Source organism: Oxalobacter aliiformigenes, assembly GCF_027116575.1.
Taxonomy (GTDB): domain Bacteria; phylum Pseudomonadota; class Gammaproteobacteria; order Burkholderiales; family Burkholderiaceae_D; genus Oxalobacter; species Oxalobacter aliiformigenes.
In genome coordinates this window covers 2,004,416-2,028,442 of record NZ_CP098252.1, presented here as the reverse complement: position 1 = coordinate 2,028,442, position 24,027 = coordinate 2,004,416, and the positions used below count along the sequence as shown (strand labels likewise).

Annotated in this window: 19 protein-coding genes and 1 pseudogene; 16 read left to right on the top strand and 4 right to left on the bottom strand. The window is 49.8% G+C overall.

Going from position 1 to position 24,027, the window contains the following annotated elements:
• The first annotated feature begins 661 nt into the window (after positions 1–661).
• The 14 genes and pseudogenes from thrS to NB647_RS09260 all read left to right on the top strand — a co-directional run bounded on the left by thrS (position 662) and on the right by NB647_RS09260 (position 13,445).
• Complete coding sequence (gene thrS / locus NB647_RS09325) at positions 662–2,569, top strand: threonine--tRNA ligase (protein ID WP_269283216.1); 1,908 nt, start codon at positions 662–664, stop codon at positions 2,567–2,569.
• Between the two features lie 41 nt (positions 2,570–2,610).
• Positions 2,611–3,132 carry a translation initiation factor IF-3 gene (infC, locus tag NB647_RS09320; RefSeq protein ID WP_269265868.1) on the top strand — a complete coding sequence of 174 codons (522 nt, stop codon included), beginning with the start codon at positions 2,611–2,613 and terminating at the stop codon, positions 3,130–3,132.
• A gap of 146 nt (positions 3,133–3,278) precedes the next feature.
• A complete protein-coding gene (gene rpmI / locus NB647_RS09315) occupies positions 3,279–3,476 on the top strand; it encodes a 50S ribosomal protein L35 (protein ID WP_269264324.1) in 198 nt (65 codons plus the stop codon).
• A 29-nt stretch (positions 3,477–3,505) separates the two neighbouring features.
• Positions 3,506–3,865: a 50S ribosomal protein L20 gene (gene rplT, locus NB647_RS09310; RefSeq protein ID WP_005875631.1), complete on the top strand. Its 360-nt coding sequence runs from the start codon at positions 3,506–3,508 to the stop codon at positions 3,863–3,865.
• A 91-nt stretch (positions 3,866–3,956) separates the two neighbouring features.
• A complete protein-coding gene (pheS, locus tag NB647_RS09305; protein WP_269264323.1) occupies positions 3,957–4,973 on the top strand; it encodes a phenylalanine--tRNA ligase subunit alpha in 1,017 nt (338 codons plus the stop codon).
• Positions 4,974–5,013: 40 nt separating this feature from the next.
• Positions 5,014–7,444 (top strand): annotated as a pseudogene (gene pheT / locus NB647_RS09300) (phenylalanine--tRNA ligase subunit beta).
• A gap of 35 nt (positions 7,445–7,479) precedes the next feature.
• On the top strand, positions 7,480–7,857 hold the full coding sequence (locus NB647_RS09295; RefSeq protein ID WP_269283214.1) for an integration host factor subunit alpha: 378 nt from the start codon (positions 7,480–7,482) through the stop codon (positions 7,855–7,857).
• Between the two features lie 25 nt (positions 7,858–7,882).
• The gene (locus tag NB647_RS09290; protein WP_269264320.1) at positions 7,883–8,296 is read left to right on the top strand and encodes a MerR family transcriptional regulator; all 414 of its coding nucleotides are present in this window, start codon (positions 7,883–7,885) and stop codon (positions 8,294–8,296) included.
• 85 nt (positions 8,297–8,381) lie between these two features.
• A complete protein-coding gene (surE, locus tag NB647_RS09285; RefSeq protein ID WP_269264319.1) occupies positions 8,382–9,119 on the top strand; it encodes a 5'/3'-nucleotidase SurE in 738 nt (245 codons plus the stop codon).
• Positions 9,116–9,949 carry a protein-L-isoaspartate(D-aspartate) O-methyltransferase gene (locus NB647_RS09280; protein WP_269264318.1) on the top strand — a complete coding sequence of 278 codons (834 nt, stop codon included), beginning with the start codon at positions 9,116–9,118 and terminating at the stop codon, positions 9,947–9,949. Before surE ends, NB647_RS09280 begins: the two co-directional genes overlap by 4 nt.
• A gap of 34 nt (positions 9,950–9,983) precedes the next feature.
• Positions 9,984–10,820 (top strand): peptidoglycan DD-metalloendopeptidase family protein, encoded by an 837-nt coding sequence (locus tag NB647_RS09275; RefSeq protein WP_269283213.1) that lies wholly within the window; start codon positions 9,984–9,986, stop codon positions 10,818–10,820.
• A 72-nt stretch (positions 10,821–10,892) separates the two neighbouring features.
• Positions 10,893–12,248: a 23S rRNA (uracil(1939)-C(5))-methyltransferase RlmD gene (gene rlmD / locus NB647_RS09270; RefSeq protein WP_269283210.1), complete on the top strand. Its 1,356-nt coding sequence runs from the start codon at positions 10,893–10,895 to the stop codon at positions 12,246–12,248.
• A gap of 135 nt (positions 12,249–12,383) precedes the next feature.
• Positions 12,384–12,812 carry a peptide-methionine (R)-S-oxide reductase MsrB gene (gene msrB, locus NB647_RS09265; RefSeq protein WP_269264315.1) on the top strand — a complete coding sequence of 143 codons (429 nt, stop codon included), beginning with the start codon at positions 12,384–12,386 and terminating at the stop codon, positions 12,810–12,812.
• Between the two features lie 9 nt (positions 12,813–12,821).
• Positions 12,822–13,445 carry a septation protein A gene (locus tag NB647_RS09260; RefSeq protein WP_269283208.1) on the top strand — a complete coding sequence of 208 codons (624 nt, stop codon included), beginning with the start codon at positions 12,822–12,824 and terminating at the stop codon, positions 13,443–13,445.
• A gap of 46 nt (positions 13,446–13,491) precedes the next feature.
• On the opposite strand, the gene NB647_RS09255 is transcribed toward NB647_RS09260, so the two are convergent.
• On the bottom strand, positions 13,492–14,316 hold the full coding sequence (locus NB647_RS09255) for an enoyl-CoA hydratase/isomerase family protein (RefSeq protein WP_269283206.1): 825 nt from the start codon (positions 14,314–14,316) through the stop codon (positions 13,492–13,494).
• 18 nt (positions 14,317–14,334) lie between these two features.
• Complete coding sequence (gene ppc / locus NB647_RS09250) at positions 14,335–17,181, bottom strand: phosphoenolpyruvate carboxylase (RefSeq protein ID WP_269283203.1); 2,847 nt, start codon at positions 17,179–17,181, stop codon at positions 14,335–14,337.
• Positions 17,182–17,758: 577 nt separating this feature from the next.
• Here ppc and NB647_RS09245 point away from each other — a divergent pair.
• A complete protein-coding gene (locus NB647_RS09245; protein ID WP_269283202.1) occupies positions 17,759–18,835 on the top strand; it encodes a uroporphyrinogen-III C-methyltransferase in 1,077 nt (358 codons plus the stop codon).
• A gap of 5 nt (positions 18,836–18,840) precedes the next feature.
• A complete protein-coding gene (locus tag NB647_RS09240) occupies positions 18,841–20,067 on the top strand; it encodes a heme biosynthesis HemY N-terminal domain-containing protein (RefSeq protein WP_269283199.1) in 1,227 nt (408 codons plus the stop codon).
• Positions 20,068–20,076: 9 nt separating this feature from the next.
• On the opposite strand, the gene NB647_RS09235 is transcribed toward NB647_RS09240, so the two are convergent.
• Both NB647_RS09235 and acnA read right to left on the bottom strand, forming a co-directional pair.
• On the bottom strand, positions 20,077–20,976 hold the full coding sequence (locus NB647_RS09235; RefSeq protein WP_269283197.1) for a tetratricopeptide repeat protein: 900 nt from the start codon (positions 20,974–20,976) through the stop codon (positions 20,077–20,079).
• Positions 20,977–21,251: 275 nt separating this feature from the next.
• Complete coding sequence (acnA, locus tag NB647_RS09230; RefSeq protein ID WP_269283195.1) at positions 21,252–23,975, bottom strand: aconitate hydratase AcnA; 2,724 nt, start codon at positions 23,973–23,975, stop codon at positions 21,252–21,254.
• Positions 23,976–24,027: the final 52 nt, after the last annotated feature.

The following is a 24,027-nucleotide window of genomic DNA, read 5'->3' as shown; positions in this document are numbered from 1 at the left end:
CCATGCCGTTTTCTTCCGTGCTGTCTGTTGCCATTTATGGCCCATACACAATGGGTTGCGGGCAAAATTCCGGAAAGCGTTCCGGGTGAACCGGCTTTTTCTTGCCGTATTGCCGGAGACGGGGTCAGCCGGTTGTTTCAGGCTATCCTGAAATCCTGGATGCGGACTTGCGGTTCGTGATGGTTCGGTTGCACGGATCGTATCCCGGGGCGGTCCGGTTTCCCGTGCATGGCGGGTCGGGTGACGGTGCCATGCTTCGTGAACCAAACCATAGCCATAACCATAGCCATAGCCAGAGGGCATGCGGATGGGCGCGTGCGATGGATGTACGGGTTGGTGCATGTGTCGAATGGCGGGGCGGTGTGGATGGTTCCGTCATGGCGGTCATGTGTGTTTGCGGGGGATGGCCGGTGCGTATTCATCCATTCCGTTTTTCCGTCAGATGGTGTTTTTATCCGGTTTCGGTCCGGATTGTGGCGGGTTTCGGGCTTTTCGTTTCTCTTTGTGCTCCGTTTGGGGCCAAATGCGATAAAATATTATATTTCTCGCGGACGGGTGTCTTGTCTGTATCTCCGGATTGTCCGGATGTTGCCGTTCCGCGTTTTTTCTTTGTGAGCAGGCGGTCGTGGGCCGTCTTTTTGTGTTGGTTTTGGAGATCAAGATGATTTCAGTTCGGCTTCCCGACGGTTCGAAACGGGAATTCAGCAAGCCGGTAACGGTTGCGGAAGTGGCATCCTCTATCGGTAGCGGTTTGGCCAAGGCGGCCCTGGCAGGTAAGGTGGACAATAAACTGGTCGATACTTCCTATGTCATCGACAGGGATGCCGATCTGTCGATCATTACCGATCGGGATTCCGATGGAGTCGATATTTTGCGTCACTCGACGGCCCATTTGCTGGCTTATGCAGTCAAACAGTTGTTCCCGGATGCCCAGGTGACGATCGGGCCGGTCATTGAAAACGGTTTTTACTACGATTTTTCCTATAAACGTCCCTTTACTCCGGAAGATTTGCAGGCGATCGAAAAGAAAATGACGGAGCTTGCCCGCAAGAATGAAACCGTCATCCGCAAGGTGTTGCCGAGAGATGAGGCAGTGGCCTACTTCAAGTCGATCGGAGAAGATTACAAGGCGGAAATCATCGAATCGATTCCCCAAAATGAGGAGGTCTCTCTTTATACAAGCGGTGATTTCACCGATCTGTGTCGGGGCCCTCATGTACCGGCGAACGGCAAGCTGAAAGTGTTCAAGCTGATGCGGGTTGCCGGAGCGTACTGGCGGGGTGACTCCAAAAATGAAATGCTTCAGCGTATTTATGGCACTGCCTGGGCGAAGAAGGAAGATCAGGATGCTTATCTTCACATGCTTGAAGAAGCCGAAAAACGTGATCACCGTCGTCTGGGGCGTGCTCTTGATCTGTTCCATTTTCAGGATGAAGCTCCCGGACTTGTTTTCTGGCACGCCAAGGGATGGACGATCTGGCAGCAAGTCGAACAATATATGCGCAAGGTCTATCGGGATAATGGCTATCAGGAAGTGAAAGGCCCGCAAATTCTGGATCGTTCCCTGTGGGAAAAATCGGGGCACTGGGACAATTACAAGGAAAACATGTTTACGACGGAGTCGGAAAATCGTGTTTATGCCATCAAGCCGATGAATTGTCCGGGACATGTCCAGATTTATCGTTCCAGCCTGCATTCCTATCGTGAATTGCCGCTCCGGTATGGAGAATTCGGCCAGTGCCATCGCAATGAACCTTCCGGATCTCTTCATGGCATGATGCGTGTCAGGGGATTCACGCAGGATGACGGGCATATTTTCTGTACGGAAGACCAGATTCTGGATGAGTGTGTCGCATTCACCGATCTGTTGAAAAAGGTCTATAAGGATTTCGGGTTCACCGATATCATTTACAAGGTCGCGACCCGTCCGGAAAAACGGGTGGGATCGGACGAAGCCTGGGACAAGGCGGAAAACGCACTGATCGAGTCGCTGAGACGTTCCGGATGTGAATTCGAACTGTCTCCGGGGGATGGTGCCTTTTACGGGCCGAAAATCGAGTATACCTTGAGAGATGCCATTGGCCGGATGTGGCAATGCGGTACCATTCAGGTCGATTTTTCCATGCCGACAAGACTTGGGGCCGAATATGTCGCTGAAGACAATACCCGCAAGATTCCGGTTATGATTCACCGGGCCATTCTGGGCTCGCTGGAGCGGTTCATCGGCATTCTGATTGAAAATCATGCCGGTGCGATGCCCTTGTGGCTGGCTCCGGTACATGCCGTCGTCCTGAATATTTCGGATGGTCAGGCAGAATATGCAAGAAGTGTTGTCGAAACGATGAAAAAGGCCGGTTTCCGGGTTGAAGCCGATTTGCGAAACGAAAAGATTACCTATAAAATACGCGATCATTCTGTAAATAAAGTGCCTTATCTGCTGATCGTGGGAGATAAGGAGAAAAATGGAAATACTGTCGCTGTTCGTGCCCGTGGCGGTGTCGATCTGGGCGCCATGGCTTTGGATGAATTGATGGTCCGAATGGAAAACGAGATCAGGGCCAGGCAGTAAATCCGTTATGAACAGCATAACTTGATAAGCAGGGAGTCAACATAGCTACTGATAAGTCTCATCGCATCAATGGCGAAATTACGGCTCAGGAAGTACGTCTGTTGGGCGTGGATAATGAGCAGATTGGTATTGTCAGTCTTCAGGAAGCTTTCCGGCTGGCTGAAGAAGCGGATGTGGATCTGGTTGAAATTGCACCGAATGCGCGTCCGCCGGTGTGTCGTCTCATGGATTACGGCAAGTTCAAATATGCCGAACAGAAGAAAGCTCATGAGGCGAAGCTGAAACAGAAGGTGATTTCCGTCAAGGAAATCAAATTCCGTCCGGGAACGGATGAGGGAGATTACAATATCAAGCTGCGCAATCTGGTCAAATTCCTGGAAGACGGTGACAAATGCAAGATCACGTTGCGTTTCCGGGGTCGTGAAATGGCTCATCAGGATATTGGTTTCCGGATGCTGGAACGGTTGAAGCAGGATCTGGAGCCTTATGGCCAGGTTGAGCAGTTCCCGAAAATGGAAGGGCGCCAGATGGTGATGGTGCTGGCGCCGAAAAAGAAAAAATAGGATCTGTTCCTGTCGTCGTCAGGCGACGGGAAAAGAGCAGCGGGTCTCCGCTGTAAAACAAGTGTGAGCAGGCATACAAGTGCAGCAGGAGTGCTGTCACCTGCGATCATATTAAAAAGGAGCTGTCCGAAAGGACGGAAAGTTATATGCCAAAAATGAAAACCAAAAGCAGCGCGAAAAAACGTTTTCGCGTTCGTCCGGGTGGTACGGTGAAGTGCGCACAAGCCTTCAAGCGTCATATCCTGACCAAGAAAACCACCAAAGTCAAACGCCAGTTGCGCGGAATGACCAATGTCAATGCAAGCGATGTCGCATCCGTATTGCGTATGATGCCAAGCGCCTGATCCTTCAACACGAATAACAAGGAAAGAATATGTCCAGAGTAAAACGTGGGGTCACCGCACGGGCCCGTCATAAAAAACTGCTTGCTGAAGCCAAAGGTTATCGTGGTCGTCGCAGCTCGGTTTATCGTGTAGCAAAAGAAGCCGTCATGAAGGCGGGCCAGTACGCCTATCGTGACCGTCGTAACAAAAAACGGGTATTTCGCGCTTTGTGGATCACCCGTATCAACGCTGCGACCCGTGAACTGGGAATGTCTTACAGCGTGTTTATGAATGGTCTGAAGAAAGCCGCTATCGAACTGGACCGCAAGGTACTGGCCGATATGGCTGTCGCAGACAAACCTGCTTTCGCTGCAATCGTCAATCAGGTTAAGGCTGCTATCGCGGCTTGATCGTCTTGCAGTATGCATGGAGCGGAGCGGGGCAAGGATTAGACTTGCCCCGCTTTTTTATTTTTTCTGTTGTCTGACAGGAACAAGTGGCATGGATTCGTTAGAACAGTTGATTTCTTTGGCAAAGCAGGATTTCCTGGGGGCTACCGACCCGGTTTCGCTTGAAAATGCCAAAGCGAAATATCTCGGCAAGACAGGGTTGATTACCGCACAGATGAAAATGCTCGGGAAAATGGAACCCGACCAACGGAAAACGCAGGGCGCCATGATCAATGCGGCTAAAACCCAGATTGAAGGTGCCTTGAATGCAAGGCGACAGGAGCTGGCGAATGAAAAACTTCAGGCGAGACTGAATGCCGAGGCAATTGACGTGACATTGCCCGGACGTGGAAGGCGCCGGGGGGGGATTCATCCTGTCATGAGAACCTGGGAGCGTATTGAAAGAATTTTCGGTTCCATCGGTTTTGATGTTGCTGACGGGCCTGAGATCGAAACGGACTGGACCAATTTCACTGCCTTGAACAGCCCGGAAAACCACCCGGCCCGTTCCATGCAGGACACTTTCTATATCGAGGGCAATGATTCCCGGGGCAAACCGTTGTTGTTGCGCACACATACCAGTCCGATGCAGGTCCGTTATGCCCGTTCTCATGAATTGCCCGTGAAGGTTATCGCTCCGGGACGGACGTATCGTGTGGACAGCGACGCAACCCATTCACCGATGTTTCATCAGGTGGAAGGTCTGTGGATTGATAAAAATATCAGTTTCGCCGATCTCAAGGGCGTCTATCTGAATTTCGTGCGTGCCTTTTTCGAAACAGACAATCTTCAGGTCCGTTTCCGGCCCTCCTATTTTCCGTTTACCGAGCCGTCTGCCGAGATCGATATCGCTTTCGGCTCCGGTCCCCTGAAAGGAAAGTGGCTGGAAGTTTCCGGTTCAGGCCAGGTTCATCCCAATGTACTGAAAAACATGGGGATTGATTCGGAACAATATATCGGTTTCGCATTCGGTTCCGGTCTGGAAAGACTGACGATGTTACGTTATGGCATTAACGATCTGAGACTGTTTTATGAAGGCGATTTGCGCTTCCTGAAACAATTCAATTAAGTGTTTTTCTGTCACTGTTTTTTTGTGTTGAAAGCTGATCATGCAATTTTCTGAAAACTGGCTTCGAACGATGGTTGATCCGGACATGACGACGGATGAACTGGCGCATCTGATGACAATGTCCGGACTTGAAGTGGAAGAGGTTATTCCTGTCGCGAAACCTTTTTCGAAAATCGTTGTTGCAGAAGTTATTGAAGTGGCCAAACACCCGAATGCCGACCGGTTGAGTGTTTGTCAGGTCGATGCCGGTACCGGAACGATCCTGAATATCGTGTGTGGCGCACCGAATGTGCGGCCCGGTATGAAAACGGGGTGTGCATTGGTAGGGGCTGTCCTGCCTCCGGGTGAAGACGGCAAACCCTTTTCGATCAAAAAAGGAAAATTGCGCGGTGTGGAATCGAATGGCATGTTGTGTTCGTTCAGGGAACTGCAATTGTCCGAGGATCATTCCGGGATTATGGATCTGCCGGAAGATGCGCCTGTCGGCAGCGACTTGCGGGAATATCTGCAACTGGAAGATTCGATTTTCGACATCAAGCTGACGCCGAACAAGGCGGATTGCCTGTCGCTTCTGGGGGTCGCACGTGAAGTTTCTGCACTGACAGGCACACCTTTGGCGTTTCATGAGGCCGCCAAGGCAAAAGTCACGTCTGATGCCAGACAGGAAGTGAATATTCTTGCTCCTGATTTGTGTGGCCGTTTTTCGGGCAGGGTGATCAGAAATATCAATGCGAAAGCGGCTACCCCGGAATGGATGAAACAACGTCTTGAAAGAAGTGGTCAGCGTTCCGTATCGGCATTGGTCGACATTTCCAATTATGTCATGCTGGAATGCGGGCAACCGAATCACATTTATGATCTCGACAGGATTGCCGGTCCATTGAATGTCCGTTGGGGCGAAAAAGGTGAAACCGTCGAACTTCTCAACGGAATGACGGTTGAAGTCGATGACTGGGTAGGAGTCATCGTCGATGAAAATGGAGTGGAGTCGCTGGGGGGGGGTCATGGGGGGAGACCGGACCGCCATTTCCCTGGATACGGAAAACATTTTCATTGAAGCCGCTTTCTGGTGGCCGGATGCCATTCGTGGCCGTGCCCGCCGGTTCAATTTCACAACGGATGCCGCCCATCGCTTTGAGCGGGGTGTCGATTTTGCAAGAACAGTGGAAACCATTGAACGGATTACCGAACTGGTTCTTCAGATTTGCGGGACAGAAGGAAAGACAGTGGTCGGACCTGTGGATGACCAGATTGTGAATCTGCCTGTGCGCAAACCCGTTACGCTTCGCCGTTTCAGGGCGGAGAAAGTCATCGGTATTGCATTGAACAACGAACAGATAGCGGATATTTTCAGCCGTCTGAAACTGCCATTCGTACAGAATGGCGATGAGTTTACGGTGACTCCGCCGTCTTACCGTTTCGATATCGAAATAGAAGAAGATCTGATTGAAGAAATTGCCCGTGTCTATGGGTTTGAAAATATTCCGGCACTCCCTCCCGTTGCATCGAATGTCATGCGAATCAAACCGGAAAATTTCCGGTCGCTGTTTTCTGTCCGCCAGCAAATGGCCGATCTGGATTATCAGGAAGTCGTCAATTACAGTTTTGTTGAAGAGGCATGGGAGAAAGATTTTGCCGGCAATGAAGATCCTATACGCTTGCTGAATCCGATTGCCAGCCAGATGAGTGTCATGCGTTCCACCATGATCGGGAATCTTGTAGCCAATGTCCGGTACAACCTGAATCGCAAATTTTCAAGAATCCGTCTGTTTGAAATTGGTGCGGTGTTTCTGAAAAACAGTGAAGTAAAGGATGGTCCGGCAAGCGTTGCAGGATATGACCAGCCTAAAAGGCTTGCTGCCATTGCCTATGGTCTGGCGGATGAGGAACAGTGGGGATTGCCTGACCGGCAGGTTGATTTTTATGATGTCAAGGCCGATCTTGAGGCTTTGTTCGCTCCTGTGTCGCTCCGGTTTGTCAAGACCAGTCATCCGGCATTGCATCCCGGTCGCTGTGCACGCCTAGAACTGAACGGTCGGGAAATCGGGATAATCGGTGAATTGCATCCGTCATGGCAACACAAATATGATTTGCCGCATGCTCCTGTATTGTTTGAAGTGGATGTGAGCGCGCTTTGCGCAGTCAATGTTCCTGTCTATCAGGAAATATCGCGTTATCAGCCGGTCATCCGGGATATCGCGCTGGTTGTGGATTCTTCCATGCCGGTTCAAGAAATCATTGACAGATTTTACGGGGAAAAAGATAATAACCCTCTCTGCCATATCATGCAAACCGTTGTTTTGTTTGATGATTATCGTGGAAAAGGCCTTGGGGTCAATGAAAAGAGTCTTGCATTCCGGTTCACTCTGCAAGATATCAATGGAACTCTGCAGGATGAAGTTGTGGAAGCTGCCATCAGTGCATTTGTCGCTGCAGTCGAAAAAGATTTGGGTGCAAAATTGCGTACCTGAATTCCCGAATAGACGTTTGTTTTTTTACAATAACAATGACACGATCCACCGATTCTCAATTAACAGGAAAGACAGAATCCGTTTCCGCCAAAAAAGACGTTTTGCCGGATTCCGGGAAAAGCACTTCGACTTTGACCAAGGCCGAGCTGACGGAATTGTTGTATGAACAGGTCGGTCTGAACAAACGCGAGGCCAAGGAAATGGTTGAAACGTTTTTTGAAGAAATCTGTTGTGCGCTTGAACGGGGTGAAATGGTCAAATTATCCGGATTTGGCAATTTCCAGTTGAGAGACAAACCTCAGCGTCCCGGACGTAATCCGAGGACAGGAGAGGAAATTCCCATTACGGCCAGACGGGTAGTGACTTTTCATGCCAGTCAGAAATTGAAGTCGATGGTTGAATCAGCGGAATAATTTGACGAGTATTGTATCTTTTCCCATGAACGAACGAGTCCACAAATCCGAGGCTGTTGTCTTGCCGCCCATACCGGCCAAGCGTTATTTCACCATTGGCGAGGTCAGTGAATTATGCGGAGTGAAACCGCATGTATTGCGGTACTGGGAACAGGAATTCACCCAGCTCAAACCGGTCAAACGCAGAGGCAACCGGCGTTATTATCAACATCATGAAGTATTGTTGATAAGGCGGATCAGGGAACTTCTCTACGAGCAGGGGTTTACGATCAGTGGTGCCCGTAACAAACTTAATGAACGCGGGGCACGCAACGTGATTGTGGCAGAAACGGTTCCTGAGGTAGAAAGCGGTGTCATGACGCCTCCGATTGATATTGAGAGCATCCGTTCGGAACTGGAAGAAATACGGTCTTTGCTCACTATCGTGAAAAAGGAGTGAGCCTGTTGCATCTCGTGTCTGCACATGAAAAATTCATGATGCCCGCACGTATGGATTAATCTGTCTGGAAGGGTGTTTGGTTCCGATGCGTATATTGATCAGTAATGATGACGGTTATCTGGCGCCCGGGATCAGTGCGCTTGCAAAGGCATTGGAACCGATTGCCGAGGTTGCTGTGGTCGCTCCGGACAGCAATCGTTCAGGTGCATCCAGTTCATTGACACTGGAGCGTCCCATTTCGGTTTACGAAGGCAAAAACGGGTTTCTGTATACCACCGGAACGCCTTCCGATTGCGTTCATATTGCGGTAACGGGAGTTTTGCCCTGGCGTCCCGATCTTGTCGTCGCCGGAATCAATCATGGCCAGAACATGGGAGAAGATACCATTTATTCCGGAACGGTAGCGGCGGCAATGGAAGGATATCTTTTCGATATTCCTTCCATTGCCTTTTCACAGGTTGACAAAGGGTGGGCGGAACTGGAGAGTGCCGCCCTGATTGCCAGAGATGTGATTTTGCGTGTGTACGACAATTTGCCGAAACCGTTTCTGCTGAACGTGAATATTCCCAACAAACCCTATGCCGAGCTGAAGAAAATATGTGCGACCCGTCTTGGACGCCGTCATGAATCGGAGGCCGTCATTCGTGAAAAGGATCCGTTTGATCGGGAAATTTTCTGGATCGGGCCTTCGGGACCTGTCAGGGACGCCGGAGAAGGCACGGATTTCCATGCCATCAGAAACGGTCATGTGTCGGTTACTCCACTTCAGCTGGATTGGACACATACTTCCGTTTTGAGTGATCTGAAAAAAATACTCGAATGAGCAAGAAAACGAAAACGTTTCCTTTACCGTTATCCAGTGTGATGGGGCGGTCTTCGTTTGAGAAACCGGATTATTTCGGTAACAGAAGCAGGTTTGACAGTGTAACGGTGGATGGGAGGCCGGGAAAGCGGAAGACAGATGTCCCTGAATCAAAACCCGTCCGGTTTCAGGGGGCAGGCCTGAACGGACCGGTCGCTTCGAAGACCTTGCGTTCCATGACGGAACGTCTTGCCAGGGCCGGTATAGCAGATACGGTCGTCCTGAATGCGATCGGGCAGATCCCGCGACATCTTTTTGTCGAACCTGGTTTGTCCGGTCAGGCTTATGAGGATGTCGCATTGCCGATCGGCGCACATCAGACGATTTCGAAACCTTCTACCATTGCCAAGATGCTGGAAGCGTTGCGGGCGGGGAGCAGGCAACCATGCATGAAAAAGATTCTGGAAATCGGTACCGGATGCGGTTATCAGGCAGCTATTCTCGCTAAAATAGCGAATGAGGTTTATTCTGTTGAACGCATAAAGAGCTTGCATGAACTGGCACGTCGGAATCTCAGGTCATTGAGAATTGCCAATTTGCGATTGCATTACGGCGATGGAATGCTCGGATTGCCACAGGTAGCCCCTTTTGACGGTATTATCGTCGCTGCGGCAGGTGTCCAGGTTCCTGATGCCTTACTGGATCAATTGGCGATAGGAGGTAGACTGGTTGCCCCGATCGGCCTAGAACGGCAGACATTGCAGCTGGTTGAAAGAGTATCGGAAAATAAATGGGAAAGCACGGTTCTGGATGATTGCCACTTCGTACCGTTACGGCGGGGGACGGTCTGAAACCGGAGTACCTATAGAAACTGGAACAATTTAAATGAAAAAGACAGGTTATCCTTTACTGATGATTATTTGCGCTGGCTTGTGTGCGTGCAGCAGTCCGCAAAGGACCGCACCGATTACCGACCGGTCGGTCATTACCAGTTCTTCGATTGAGGCCCCTATCGACAGGAACGTCGTTCATTATACGGTTAAAAGTGGCGATACGCTTTCACAGATTTCCCGTCGTTCCGGCCATAGTGTCGCCGAACTGGCATCCTGGAATCACCTGGAAGATCTGAATGACCTGAAAGTGGGACAGGTTCTTCGGGTAAAGCCATCGGATGACGGTCAGTCATCAGCAGTCCAGACTGCCAGTGTCGGAACCGCTTCGTATGTGGAAGTCAGATCAATTGACACGGCCAGAAAGGAAACACAGGCGGCCTCTGCAACGCCGAAAAGTACCCGGAAAACCGAAACAGTTTCTTCCTCTGCTGTTCCGGCATCGGCCAGTGACATAAAAGAAGTGGATGGTATCGGCTGGAGCTGGCCAGCTCAGGGCAAGGTCATTGCGGCTTTTGCCGCAGGAAAAAACAGAGGGATCGATATTGCCGGAACCAGAGGCCAGAAAGTATTGTCGGCAGCTGATGGAACCGTTCTGCATAAAGGCAGCATGAACGGTTATGGAAATCTTGTCATTATCAAACATAGTGACAATGTCCTTTCCGCCTATGCACATAACGACAAAATTCTCGTCAAGGAAAAACAGCAAATCAGGCGAGGGCAGCAAATTGCCGAAATGGGCAGTACAGACAGCGATCGGGTGAAACTGCATTTCGAGATCCGTTATCAGGGTAAGCCGGTGGATCCGGTAAAGTATTTGCCAGCACAATAATTATCTCCCGATACTCATGATGAATAACGCATATTGAAACAATATGCGTTGTTTGTTTTTCAAATATTTTTTATGTCTACACATATTATTTCAATCAAGGCACTCGATGCGGAAGGTCGAGGTATCGGACATTTGCCGAACGATGACGGAACACCGGGGAAAGTGGTATTTGTCGAAGGCGCTTTGCCGGGAGAGACGGTTCAGTGTGAATCCTGGAAAAGAAAAAGCAAATGGGAACTGGCAAGAACGGTATCTTTTCTCAGGGAATCATCCCTGCGTGTCAAACCGGAATGTCCGTATTTCGGAATTTGTGGAGGATGTTCCATGCAACATCTTGATCCGGCTGCCCAGGTCGCGATCAAGCAACGTGTGCTGGAAGACAATCTCTGGCATATCGGAAGGATCAGGGCTGAAAATGTATTGAGGCCGATTCACGGTCCTTATTGGCGTTATCGGTACCGGGCCCGTCTCTCGGTCAATTACGTTCCCAAAAAGGGAGGAATACTGGTCGGTTTCAGGGAAAAGCAGTCCAGATATGTTGTGGACATGAAACAGTGTCCGGTTTTGCCGGAACATGTTTCGGACATGCTGGCTCCATTGCGTGAATTGATCGGTTCGCTGTCCGTTTTTCAGCAGGTCCCTCAAATTGAGGTTGCGGTCGGCAATGATGAAAATGGACCAGTTACCGCATTGTTGTTGCGAATCATGGCTCCGTTGACGTCTGAAGATGAAGGCAAGCTGAAAAAATTTGCGGATGAACGTCATGTTCAATGGTGGTTGCAGTCGAAAGGACCGGATACCATTTCTCTTTTTTATCCGGCCGTCAATACGCTGAAATATGTTTTGCCTGAGTTTGCCGTTGAAATGCCCTTCAAACCCGGGGATTTTACACAGGTCAATCCTCACATCAATCAGGTTCTGGTGTCACGTGCCATCCGCATGCTGGGCATTGAACGTCATGAACGGGTAGCGGATCTGTTTTGTGGGCTGGGCAATTTCTCGTTGCCGATTGCACGGCAAGCCAGGGAAGTCGTCGGTATCGAAGGGAGCAAAACACTGACGCAGCGTGCGAAAGAGGGAGCGTTGTTGAACGGGGTACATGAGAAGACCCGTTTCGAGACGCGTAATCTGTTTGAAATGACAGTAGGCGACTGGGTCGCTCTGGGGCCTTTTGACAGGGTGTTGATCGATCCGCCGAGAGATGGTGCGGCGGCAGTCTGCCAGACAATTGCCGATCTGGGCGACGATCAAGATGCTTTTCGCCCGAAACGGATTGTTTACGTGTCGTGCAATCCGTCCACTTTGGCCAGAGATGCGGGAATTCTTGTAACGCAAGGACGATACCGGCTCGCGTTTGCCGGAGTTGTCAATATGTTCCCTCATACGTCGCACGTGGAATCAATGGCTGTTTTTGAACGGATAAGTTAGCTTGTGCCGTACCCGTTTTTCAAAAATGGTGTATGTTATTGAACTCATGTCCTTTTAATAAATCTGAAAATAGACTGACGATCCGGATCTGGCTGTATTTCCGTCAACTGTGTGAAAATGATTGAGGAGTGTATTATGGGTTCGCGAAATAAAGTTCAGAAAACAGATGCCGAATGGAAAGCGCAGCTGTCTCCATTGGCCTATGAAGTGACCCGTCAGGGGGGAACCGAATATCCTTTTACAGGAGAGTACTGGAACCATCATGAAACAGGTGTATATTATTGTGTCAGCTGTGGGACTCCGCTTTTTTTGTCGGATGCCAAGTTTGATTCCGGTTGTGGCTGGCCCAGTTTTTTTACCCCTGTCGATCCTCAAAATGTAAAAGAAAGAATCGATACCCGGCTGGGTATGGTTCGCACGGAAATTATTTGTGCCATATGTGATGCCCATCTCGGACACGTATTCGATGACGGGCCGCCACCAACGGGATTGCGTTATTGCATTAATTCGGTCGCCTTGCGTTTCGAGCCTTTGCCGGAAACGATGCATCCTTCTGATAAGTGATTGAATAAAATGAAGTTTCTTTTTGATTTGTTTCCTGTCATCCTGTTTTTCGGTTCCTTTTCCTGGGCCAAGAACAATATTGGAACAGCACAATCCATAGCGGACAAATATCTGTCTGCTTTTGTTGCCGGGCCGGGTATTCCGGAGTCGTCGGTGCCAATTTTGCTTGCGACCGCGTTTGCCATTGTCGCCAGTGTCTTGCAGATTGTTTACCTGTTTCTGCGAAGAAAGAAAATCGAGGCGACATTATGGATATCATTGATAGTCATCACGATTTTCGGCGGTGCGACCATTTATTTCGGCAGTGAGGAATTCATCAAATGGAAACCGACCGTACTGTACTGGCTGTTTGGTGGAGCGTTGTTGATTGCCCATGTTGTTTTCAGGAAAAATCTTGTTCGTGCCATGATGGAAAAGAAAATCCGTTTGCCGGATTCCATATGGCAGAAACTGAATGTGGCATGGATAGTTTTTTTTGTACTGATGGGGGTTGTCAACCTGTATGTCGCATTCTGGGGAGGCTTTGAAACGTCCACATGGGTCAGTTTCAAACTGTTCGGAGGTATGGGACTCATGCTTGTTTTCATCGTCGGGCAAAGTATCTATCTGTCCCGGTATCTCAAGAATGCATGAAATGACGGTCGGATATAAAAAAGCGTGATTTTTTATCGCGCTTTTTTTATTTGCCCTTGAAGACCGGATGAATATGCCGGAGAAAGGACCGGCATCCTGTTCTGAAGTCTTCCGTATCGAAGCAGTCGAAACATTCGTCGTACTCTTCTGGTGTGATGGGTGAAATATCGGTTGTCAGCCGTCTGATGAATTTTTTGTGCCAGCGTGCGGCAAGCGGTGCGCCGGATACGATATTTGAAACTGTCCTGGCGACGGTATCGGCAAGCTGATCGTCAGGCACGACACGGGTGAGCAGCCGTTTTTGCAAGGCTTCGTCCGCATTGAAAATTTTCCCTTCCAGCAACATTTCCAGTACGACATCTTTTCCTGCAAGCTGGAGAAGCGGTTCCAGTTCCGGATAGGCCATGACCAGACCAAGATTTTTGACAGGTGCTCCCAACCGGCATGTTTCGCTGGCGATGCGGAAATCGCAGGTTGATGCGATTTCCAGACCGGCACCTATACAGATTCCGCGGATTTCCGCGACAACAGGAATCGGACAATGCCAGAACGCGTTGAGCGTGTCGTGCATCAGCCGGCCATATGCCTGTGCCTGCGATTTGTCGGATCGGCATTTTGCAAATTCATCGATATCGCAGCCGGGAGAAAAAGCTTTTGCACACGAACTTCTGATGACGATGCAGCGCAATGAATCGTCTCCGGAAAGGGTGGTTATGGCCTGATGCAGACGTTTCCACATACTGGATGTGATGGCATTCAGTTTTTCCGGACGATTCAGGACAATAGTGGCGATGTGATCCTGATGGACAGAGTACACCGGCTCGCTTTCGTCTTGCAACGAATGAGAGCCGGTGGAGGAAAAGACGGACATGTGTGGATATGGAAAGGATCAGCCGGTATTGCGCATTCCGGCAGAAATACCGTTGATCGTCAAATGGATTCCTCGTGTTGCACGTGCATCAAGATTTTCGGGGTTATTGCCCGGGTTGCGGTGCCGCTTGATCAGTTCCACCTGCAAATGGTTCAGCGGGTCGATATAGGCCAGACGGTCCCGCAATGCACGGGCAAGAGCCGGGTTGTTGACCAGACGTTCCTTTTCATGGGTGATGATTTCGAAACTGTCCAATGTGCGTTGGTGCTCGGCACAGATTTGCGAGAAAACACTGTCCCGCAGATTGGGATCGGTAACCAGTTCCGAGTAACGGTATGCAATCGCCAGATCGGCCTTGGCCAGAACCATATCCATATTGGAAAGCATGGATTCAAAGAACGGCCATTCCTTGTACATGGATTGCAGCAAGGCAATTTTCCGTTTCTTGATATCGGGATTTTTTTCATCCAGCCATTGGGTAATGGCGGAACCGAAACCATACCAGCCCGGAAGCAGAACGCGACACTGCCCCCATGAGAAGCTCCAGGGAATAGCCCTCAGATCTTCAATCCGTCGGGAAGATTTGCGTGAAGCCGGGCGGGAACCGATATTCAGTTCCGCAATTTCGGCAATCGGCGTCGATTGGAAGAAATAGTCGGTGAATCCGGGTGTTTCGTAAACCAGATGACGATAGGCCTTGTAGGCCAGTGTCGAAATTTCTTCAAGCGCCGTTTCGAAATCATGCATCTTGTCTGCATATTTCTTGTTTTTGTCTTCCGGCATCAGGCTGGCTTCCAGCGTTGATGCTACCAGCAGCTCAAGGTTCCGGCTGCCGATTTCAGCATGTGCGAACTTGGAAGCGATCATTTCTCCCTGCTCGGTCAGACGGATCTGGCCGTTCACGGTACCATGCGGTTGTGCCAGAATGGCTTCGTAAGTCGGACCGCCACCGCGACCGACTGTACCTCCGCGTCCGTGGAACAGGCGCAACTTGACGCCCATCTGGTTGAACAGGGCGACAAGCTGTTTTTCCGCCTTGTAGAGTTCCCAGTTCGATGTCGTGTAACCGCCATCCTTGTTTGAATCGGAATAACCGAGCATGACTTCCTGAAGGTCACCCTGTTTTCTGATCAGTTCACGGATAAAGGGAATGCTCATGGCTTCCTTCATGATCGTGGCGGCCAGTCGCAAATCGGGAATAGTCTCGAATAACGGAATGGCCATCAGGTCAAGTTCCGCATCTTTCCACTGGTGACTGATTTCGGAATTGCCGTTTCGTCTGGGATGAAGCAGACCGGATTCCTTTTGCAGAAGATAGACTTCCAGCAGATCCGAAACCGTTTCCGTATGCGAGATAATGTAATTGGTAATCGCACGTTTTCCGTATTGTTCGCGGATGTAACGCGCGGTTCGCATGATCTTGAGCTCGGATGTGGTTTCTTCCGAATATTCGGCAAACGGGGAATAAAGCAGACGGGGCTTGCTCAACTCGCTGATCAACAGTTCGGCCTTTTTCTCTTCGGGAAGAGCCGCATAGTTCGGTTCGACCTGGGCGGCCGCGAAAATTTCGGTCAATACCCGTTCATGAACGTCTGAACTCTGACGCATGTCGAGAGTTGCCAGATGAAAACCGAAGATATCGACAGCGGCTTTCAGTGAACCCAACCGGATTCTGACAATGAGTTCTCCGGCGTTCTGGTTCAGCGAATCGATCATGATTTGCAGATCGGCACCGAATTCATCAGGCGATGCATAAGGTTCTCCGACACCGATTTCACTGCGTGCCAGACTGGTCATGCCGTAATCCCGCGCTGTGGCCGCCAGTCTGGAATAAATGGCGATCAGAGCGCGCCGATAAGGTTCGTCAACCCGGTGCAGGGAAGTATCCGATGATGTATTGGCCAGTTCCTGCAATTCCGGACTGACATGGTTCAGCAGGGATGAAATCGACAGTTCAGCGCCCAGATTGTGGATTTCTTCCAGATAGAATTCCATGATCAGATGGGATTGTCTTTCCAGCGCATGCAACATGGTATCGGCATTGACATTCGGGTTGCCGTCACGATCGCCTCCGATCCAGCTGCCCATTTGCAGATATTTGCTTTCCGAACCCGGGGCAGGAATGCCGTCGGCACTTTCCGGATAACGTTCGCCGATCTCTTCCTGTATGGAGTGGTAAAGCTCTGGCAATTCGCGCAGGAACGTAATGCGGTAATAGGAAAGCGCATTGTTGATTTCGTCGGCGACAGACAAACGGGTATAACGCAGCAGGCGGGTTTGCCAGAGCGCGGCGATGCGCGCATAAAGCATTTCCGTATTGTGTTTGCGTTCTTTCGGTGTCAGAGCGGTGCCATGTTCTGCCAGCAGGCGGGCTATTTCCCGTTCGCTGTCCAAAGTGCTTTTGCGCTGGACTTCGGTCGGGTGCGCTGTCAGAACCGGTGAAATGAACGTTTCGCTCAACAGTTTCTTGATTTCCGCACCGGATACGCCTGCCTGGTCGAGCATGTTCAGTGCATAATTCAGACTGCCTTTTTCGGGAGCCTCGCCCGCTATTCTGGCTGCCCTGTATCCAAGGTTGGCATGTTTGTCGACCGCAATATTGGCAAGGTGTGAAAAGTAGGAAAAAGCCCTGACGACGGAAATAGCATGATTGCGGCTCAGGTTCTTGAGCAGGTTGTTCAGGGTATCTGCGGAACAGAGATTGGGATTACGCCTGAAGCTGACAGCTGTCCTGCGGACTTTTTCGACCAGATTGAAAATATCGATGCCTTCTTTTTCGCGAATCACGTCGCCAAGCATACGGCCAAGCATACGGATGTCTTCTTTTTCAGGGGCTTCCTGTTGGGGGTGATACTGATCTGCCATGGTGATGTATAGGGTCAGGTAAAACGAATTAACCGGCCACTTTCAATGGCTGGTTTTGAAATTGCTGAAAGATTTTGTTTGTTGTTACGTTAAACATTCCAACAGACATGCGCAGCTTTTGAATGTAAACGGGACAGATTGTGTTTGTTGCTGCATCGACTGATATTCAAAAGGAAAACAACCGGAAAGATTGTTTCTGCACAAAATGTAAAAAAACGGAATCGACTGTTTTTGTATGTCGTTGCACAAACGAAAGAGTATACCTTTTTTTATCAGTTATCCTAGCATTCTTGTATTTTTTCTTTGAAAAATGGCCAGTATGTTCAATTTGACCAATTCGTTTGTCTGAAAACACGATGAAATATCCGGATCGCGAAGTCGGTCTGGGGTAAACAGATGGTATTGAACGCATTTGTTGTGGCGAGCCGACAACGGATAATGATCACGTCGGTTTGCATTACAGTGCCTTATCCCGATCTCAGAGGTGAATTTCTTTATTGGACCGATGTCCAGCCAACACTGGCGGATTGTAAGGCTATAATGTGTCGAAAATAATGATCCCTTTCCCGTCCGTTCAATGAATTCTTCCACTGATCCCGTACCGCAGGATAGTCATGAGTTGCTGATAAAAATGCAGCGACGGTTGCATTTTCTGGCCTGGATTTCCGGGGTGATCGGAATATTGTTCATCGTTCATCTTGTGTATTCCCATACTGAAATAAACGGCTTGCGCTCCGAGTTGGCACGCCGTTTGCGAACAGGGGATGACATCAGTAAGGAAGCGAAGATGGTGGCGGAAACGACACAGGAGATGGTGGCAGGCTTGCAGTCGAAAGTTGATGCCCTGGAAAATCTGCAGATGGAGACGCAGAGCCAACAGGTGTCTCTTTCACAGATGTACCAGGAACTTTCACGCAGCAGGGATGACTGGTCTCTCATCGAAATCGAACAGATTCTGACTACAGCAAACCGGCAATTGCAATTGACCGGGAATATCCGTGGCGCTTTGATCGCGCTGGAAAATGCTGACCGGACGCTGGCACGTTCAGGAAAGCCCCGGTTTGGTGCGATACGGAGGGCTATCGAAAAAGATATTGAACGCTTGAGATCTGTTCCGGATGTCGATGTGTCAGAGCAGGTGTTGAAACTGGATGCCATTATTGAAAAGGTGGACAGTCTGCCTCTGGTTTCCGATAGCCGGCCACCAGACTGTCCGGAAAAGGCGAAACAGAATACTTTATACCGGTATGAATTCTCCGCTTCCCCTTCGGATTGGGGGCCGGCAACAGTAACGGCATGGAACAGCTGGGTTGACGATATAAGGCGTGAATTGCAAACGCTGGTCCGGGTTCAAAAAATCGCGAATCCCGATGCCTTGATGCTTTCTCCGTCGCAAACTGTTTATGTGAGAGAAAATCTGAAATTTCGTCTTTTAAGTTCACGTCTGTCGCTTCTTTCCCGTTCTGCCTATTCCCTGAAAGAAGATATTGAAACCATGATTGTCATGCTGGATCGTTATTTCGATGCTTCTTCAGAACAGGTGCAAACTGTCAAGGTTGCCTTGAAAGAAATCGAGGCCAGCGATATTTCTGTTGATATTCCTGAATTGACGGAAAGCCTTGCGGCGATACAAGGTTATCGGCAGGAAAACTGAATATCATGCGTTTTCTTCTCTGGATACTGGGTCTTTTCGTTTCTGCTGTCGGTCTGGCAGTTGTTGTGCGTTCCAGCTATGGAAATGTCGTTTTTTTCTGGCCGCCCTATCGTATCGATTTATCGCTGAATTTTTTTCTGTTGCTGTTGTTGTTTTTTTACGTTCTTCTGTTTCTCGTCATCAAGGCAATTCATCTGGCCTGTAAATTTCCATCGGAAATAACGGCTTACCGTAACCGGAAAAAGGAAAGTGAAAGTAATCAGGCGTTGAAGGAATCGCTTAAGGCATTTTTTGAAGGTCAGTTCATACAGTCCGGGAAAATGGCCGAAAAAGCGATGGAATGGGAATATAACAGGGCTTGTGCCGCAATGATTGCTGCGTATGCCTTTCACGCCTTGCGGCTTCCCGGTCGACGCGATATGTTTCTGGAAACAGCTGAACGTGACCCATTATTTGGGACAGCTTGTCGGGTTACGCAGGCGAAATGGCTGATTGATGACCATAAACCGCTTGATGCTTTGAAGGTAATAGACCGATTGAATGCTGAAGGGATACAGTATTTGTATCTGCAACAGATGTCGTTGGAAGCGAACCGGTTGGCAGGGAACTGGAGTGCAGTCGTGGAACTTGTCCATTCACTTGAACCCGGTCGGATATTGCCGGAAACGGTCGCCGGACTGTTGGAAAAACAGGCCTGTGAAAACATTCTTTCAGTGTCTGCACAGGATATCGAAACGGTCAAGACAATCTGGAAAGCTGTTCCGGCGGACTGGCAAAAGAAGCCATCAATTGCTCTTCGTGCAGCCAGGATCTTTTATCATGCAGGATTGCTCGATGAGAGCAGAAACATAATGACCCGGGCGCTGCATGCAGACTGGGATGCAGATCTGATGTGTGCCTACAGCGAATTTTCTTCAGAAAAAAATCCAGTTGATCTGGAAAAAAGAATTGAATGTTGCCTGCAGTGGGAAGAAAATTATTCCATCCATCCGCAGTGGATGCTTGCGCTTGGCGAGTTGTATTACAGACAGAACGATTTTGAACGGGCACGATTTTATTTTGAAAGGACATTGGAGAAACAGCCGGAATCATTCTTGTTGTCGAGAACCCATTTTTTGCTGGCGCAGCTTTGTGAAAAAAGCGGGCAGTCTGAACAGGCAGCTTATCATTACAGGGAATCCTCTCTGGTCATTCAGACCGAATCGGTTCTGATAGCCGGACAGCAGGAATGACTTCCGGTATCAGGATCTTCCACGCAGCGTTTTCAGTTTTTTCTGGGCATTGCTGTTTCCTTGGGCTGCTGCTTTGCGGAACCAGTCAATTGCTCTGGCTTCATCAGCTTTCGTTCCCTTTCCGCTTTCATACATGATGCCCAGATTGTATTGGGCCTTGTCGTATCCTTTTTCCGCGGCACGCGTGAACCAGTGAACAGCCTTGGCATCATTTTTCTCGACACCTGTGCCTTCAGTATAAAGAACACCCATTTTATTTTCGGCTTTCAGATATCCCTGTCTGGCAGCCTTGCCAAACCAGTAGGCGGATTGTTCATCGTTTTTGACGACGCCGAGACCTCTGCTGTACATGACACCCAAACCGTATTGGGCTTCAGGCAGTTGATGCATGGCCGCCTTGCGGAGCCATTTGATCGCTTCGCTGAAATCCTGTCGTGTTCCCTTTCCCTGAGCGTACATCACGCCCAGATTGTATTCGGCATCAGGAAGGTTCTGTACAGCCGCCTTACCGTACCATTTAAAAGCGGTTTCCGGGTTCTGTTCGACACCATTTCCTTCAAAATAAAGAACTCCCAGATAATTTTGAGCCCTGGCGAAACCATGATTTGCCGCTTTTGTGATAAGTTCGAGTCCATGTCGGGTGTCTTTTTTGACGATGACACCGTTTTGATAGAGGAGTCCGAGAGCATATTCCGAACGGGGATCCTGTTTGCTGGCGCCTTCTTCAAATAAAGAGAGCGCCTGCCGGTATTGCTGGTTTTTAAAGGAACGGACAGCATCGGTGAAGTCGTCTGCAAATGAATCACCCGCAAAACAGGCTATGGCGAAAGAAAAAACGATCGATACAAAGGCTCGTGTTATGGAATGCAAGGGAATGTCCGGATCCTTGATAACAGTCGGGATGTTCATTGGATGACCTCTTGTAGAAATTGCAGGCGGATACCATTACTTTAATATAAAAGTTGTCTGGATATGCACCTGTTTTGATCCGGCAATGAGGTTTCCGTTTCGGAAGAACCGGAAACGGACATCGAAAAAATCATGACAGGTGAAAAAATGAAACAGGTAAGCGCTTCCTGTTTCACGGGGATGTATTGCAGGTTGTTCATTTCATGACAGGAGATTCCTGACAGAATATAACAGGATGTAAAAAAAGGCAGCGTCAGGCTGCCTTTTCCAGGATTTCAGTTCGCCAGCAATTGCCTTAAAACATAGGGCAGAATACCGCCATGGCGGAAATAGTCCACTTCAATCGGTGTGTCGATACGAAGCAGCAACGGGACATTCCGGGTACTGCCATCGGCCCGGTGAATGACCAGTGTCACATTTTGCAAAGGCTGGATGTCATCCAGTCCCAACAGGTCGAATGTCTCATCGCCGCGCAATTCCAGAGTAGCGGCACTGTCGTTACCGGTGAACTGGAGTGGCAACACAGCCATACCGACGAGATTGGATCGGTGGATCCGCTCGAATGATCGTGCGATGACGGCCCTGACTCCCAGCAACTGGGTTCCTTTGGCCGCCCAGTCACGGGAAGAACCTGTACCGTATTCTTCGCCGCCGATCACGATGGTCGGGATTTTCTCCTGCTGATAGCGCATGGCGGCATCGAAAATCGGCATTACCTCACCTCCGGGCTGATAGAGGGTAAAACCGCCTTCCCTGCGACTGCCGTCTGCCGCAATCGGTAACATCAGGTTTTTGATACGGACATTACCGAAAGTACCCCGCATCATGACTTCGTGGTTCCCGCGACGGGAACCGAATGAGTTGAAATCCTGCCTGGAGATACCATGTTCAAGCAGCCATTGTCCGGCAGGACTTTTTTCCTGAATGGATCCGGCCGGGGAGATATGGTCCGTCGTGATCGAGTCGCCGAAAATGGCCAGAGCTCGCGCTCCGTTGATGTGAGCCGAGGCCGGGCCCGCTTCCATGACGAAATCATTGAAGAATGGTGGTTCCGCAATGTAGGTCGACTGTGGCCAATCGTATACATCACCGGTAGCGAAACCGGAAATTTTCTGCCACAGTTCACCGGGTGCTGTTTTGATGTCACCGTAATTCTTGCGGAATGAAGTGGCGTCAAGCGCAAGCGAAACCAGTTCCGCCACCTCGTGGGAGGTCGGCCAGATATCCTTGAGATAAATATCCTTGCCGTTGCTGCCTTTGCCAAGTGGCTCTGTTGTCAGATCGCGCATTACGTTTCCGGCAATTGCATAGGCGACGACCAGAGGCGGAGAAGCCAGGAAATTGGCGCGAATATTGGGATGGATACGGGCTTCGAAATTCCGGTTTCCGGACAGGACTGCTGCGGCAACGACATCGTTTTTGACGATGGCTTCATTCATTGCCGGAGTCAGATCGCCCGCATTACCGATACAGGTTGTGCATCCATAAGCGGCAACATTGAATCCGAGTTTTTCCAGATAAGGCAGCAAACCGGCTTTTTCCAGATAACCTGTTACGATTCTCGATCCCGGAGCGAGTGATGTCTTGATATGCGGTGAAACGCCGAGACCTGCCTCGACCGCTTTCTTGGCCAAAAGACCGGCAGCCAGCAAAACAGCGGGGTTACTGGTATTGGTACAGGAAGTAATCGCGGCGATCAGAATGTCACCGTTATGCAATTCGACATTGTCGGATGTTTTATAGGTATTGGGTAGATCGGACGGTTTCTTGTTGAAACCTCCGTCGGATACAGGAAGACTGAAAAGCTCCGTGAAGCGGCTTTTCAGGTTGCCGAGTTCTATACGGTCTTGCGGCCGTCTTGGACCGGCGACAGAAGCGGTGACACTTCCCAGATCAAGTTCGACAACACGGGTGTAATCGATCTGGCCCGCTTTCGGTATGCCGAACATTTCCTGTGCCCTGAAATAGGATTCCAGCGCGGAGACTTCTTCGTCGGTACGGCCGGTATTGCGGAAGTAACTGATGGTCGCTTCATCGACAGGGAAAAAGCCGATGGTCGCTCCATATTCAGGAGCCATATTGGCGATCGTTGCGCGATCGGTGGCCGAAAGCGATGCCGCGCCTTCACCGAAAAATTCGACGAATTTACCGACGACTTTTTCCTTGCGAAGCCGCTCGGTAATGGTCAGTACGAGGTCGGTTGCCGTGCAGCCCTCCTTCAGTTTTCCGGTCAGGTGCATACCGATAACATCAGGTGTCAGGAAATAGACCGGCTGTCCAAGCATACCTGCTTCCGCTTCGATACCGCCGACTCCCCAGCCGACGACACCGACGCCATTGATCATGGTCGTATGGGAATCCGTACCGACCAGTGTGTCCGGATAGTAGATTTCGCCCAGCTCCGGACAGTCCCGTCTGTGGACGCCACGTGCAAGGTATTCCATGTTCACCTGATGCACGATACCGAATCCCGGAGGCACGACACCGAAAGTATCGAAGGCCTGCATTCCCCATTTCATGAACTGGTAACGTTCCCGATTACGATCGAATTCCAGTTTCATGTTGAGGTCAAGAGCGTCTTCGCGGCGGAAATAATCGATCTGGACAGAGTGATCGACGACCAGATCAACAGGAACCAGCGGTTCAATTTTTTTCGGATTTTTTCCGGTACGAACCGCCACATTTCTCATGGCTGCCAGATCGACAAGCAGTGGAATTCCCGTAAAGTCTTGCAGGATGACGCGGGCAACGACAAAAGGAATTTCATTACTGCGTTCTTCTTCGGGTTTCCAGTTCGCAAGCTGACGAACGTGTTCTTCCGTGATTTTCTTGCCGTCACAATTGCGGAGAACTGATTCAAGAACGATACGGATGGAAACAGGTAAACGGGACAAATCCAGTCCCAGTTCCTTGCCCAAGGCAGGGATGGAATAAAAATGGCCTTGTTTCTGATTGAGGACGGGGAATGTTTTAACGGTATTCTTGAAGACGTGAGACATGGAAACTCCAAAACGAATGGCCCGTCACGGGCCATTCGTTATTCATACTGAG

Excerpts from the sequence above, each read along its gene's own strand:
- rplT (WP_005875631.1), top strand. The coding sequence starts at position 3,506 with ATGTCCAGAGTAAAACGTGGGGTCACCGCACGGGCCCGTCATAAAAAA.
- NB647_RS09275 (WP_269283213.1), top strand. The coding sequence starts at position 9,984 with ATGAAAAAGACAGGTTATCCTTTACTGATGATTATTTGCGCTGGCTTG.
- acnA (WP_269283195.1), bottom strand. The coding sequence starts at position 23,975 with ATGTCTCACGTCTTCAAGAATACCGTTAAAACATTCCCCGTCCTCAAT.
- pheS (WP_269264323.1), top strand. The coding sequence starts at position 3,957 with ATGGATTCGTTAGAACAGTTGATTTCTTTGGCAAAGCAGGATTTCCTG.
- ppc (WP_269283203.1), bottom strand. The coding sequence starts at position 17,181 with ATGGCAGATCAGTATCACCCCCAACAGGAAGCCCCTGAAAAAGAAGAC.
- NB647_RS09235 (WP_269283197.1), bottom strand. The coding sequence starts at position 20,976 with ATGAACATCCCGACTGTTATCAAGGATCCGGACATTCCCTTGCATTCC.
- NB647_RS09280 (WP_269264318.1), top strand. The coding sequence starts at position 9,116 with ATGAGCAAGAAAACGAAAACGTTTCCTTTACCGTTATCCAGTGTGATG.
- NB647_RS09255 (WP_269283206.1), bottom strand. The coding sequence starts at position 14,316 with ATGTCCGTCTTTTCCTCCACCGGCTCTCATTCGTTGCAAGACGAAAGC.
- NB647_RS09245 (WP_269283202.1), top strand. The coding sequence starts at position 17,759 with ATGAATTCTTCCACTGATCCCGTACCGCAGGATAGTCATGAGTTGCTG.
- rpmI (WP_269264324.1), top strand. The coding sequence starts at position 3,279 with ATGCCAAAAATGAAAACCAAAAGCAGCGCGAAAAAACGTTTTCGCGTT.
- thrS (WP_269283216.1), top strand. The coding sequence starts at position 662 with ATGATTTCAGTTCGGCTTCCCGACGGTTCGAAACGGGAATTCAGCAAG.
- NB647_RS09290 (WP_269264320.1), top strand. The coding sequence starts at position 7,883 with ATGAACGAACGAGTCCACAAATCCGAGGCTGTTGTCTTGCCGCCCATA.
- rlmD (WP_269283210.1), top strand. The coding sequence starts at position 10,893 with ATGTCTACACATATTATTTCAATCAAGGCACTCGATGCGGAAGGTCGA.
- NB647_RS09260 (WP_269283208.1), top strand. The coding sequence starts at position 12,822 with ATGAAGTTTCTTTTTGATTTGTTTCCTGTCATCCTGTTTTTCGGTTCC.
- NB647_RS09240 (WP_269283199.1), top strand. The coding sequence starts at position 18,841 with ATGCGTTTTCTTCTCTGGATACTGGGTCTTTTCGTTTCTGCTGTCGGT.
- NB647_RS09295 (WP_269283214.1), top strand. The coding sequence starts at position 7,480 with ATGACACGATCCACCGATTCTCAATTAACAGGAAAGACAGAATCCGTT.
- surE (WP_269264319.1), top strand. The coding sequence starts at position 8,382 with ATGCGTATATTGATCAGTAATGATGACGGTTATCTGGCGCCCGGGATC.
- msrB (WP_269264315.1), top strand. The coding sequence starts at position 12,384 with ATGGGTTCGCGAAATAAAGTTCAGAAAACAGATGCCGAATGGAAAGCG.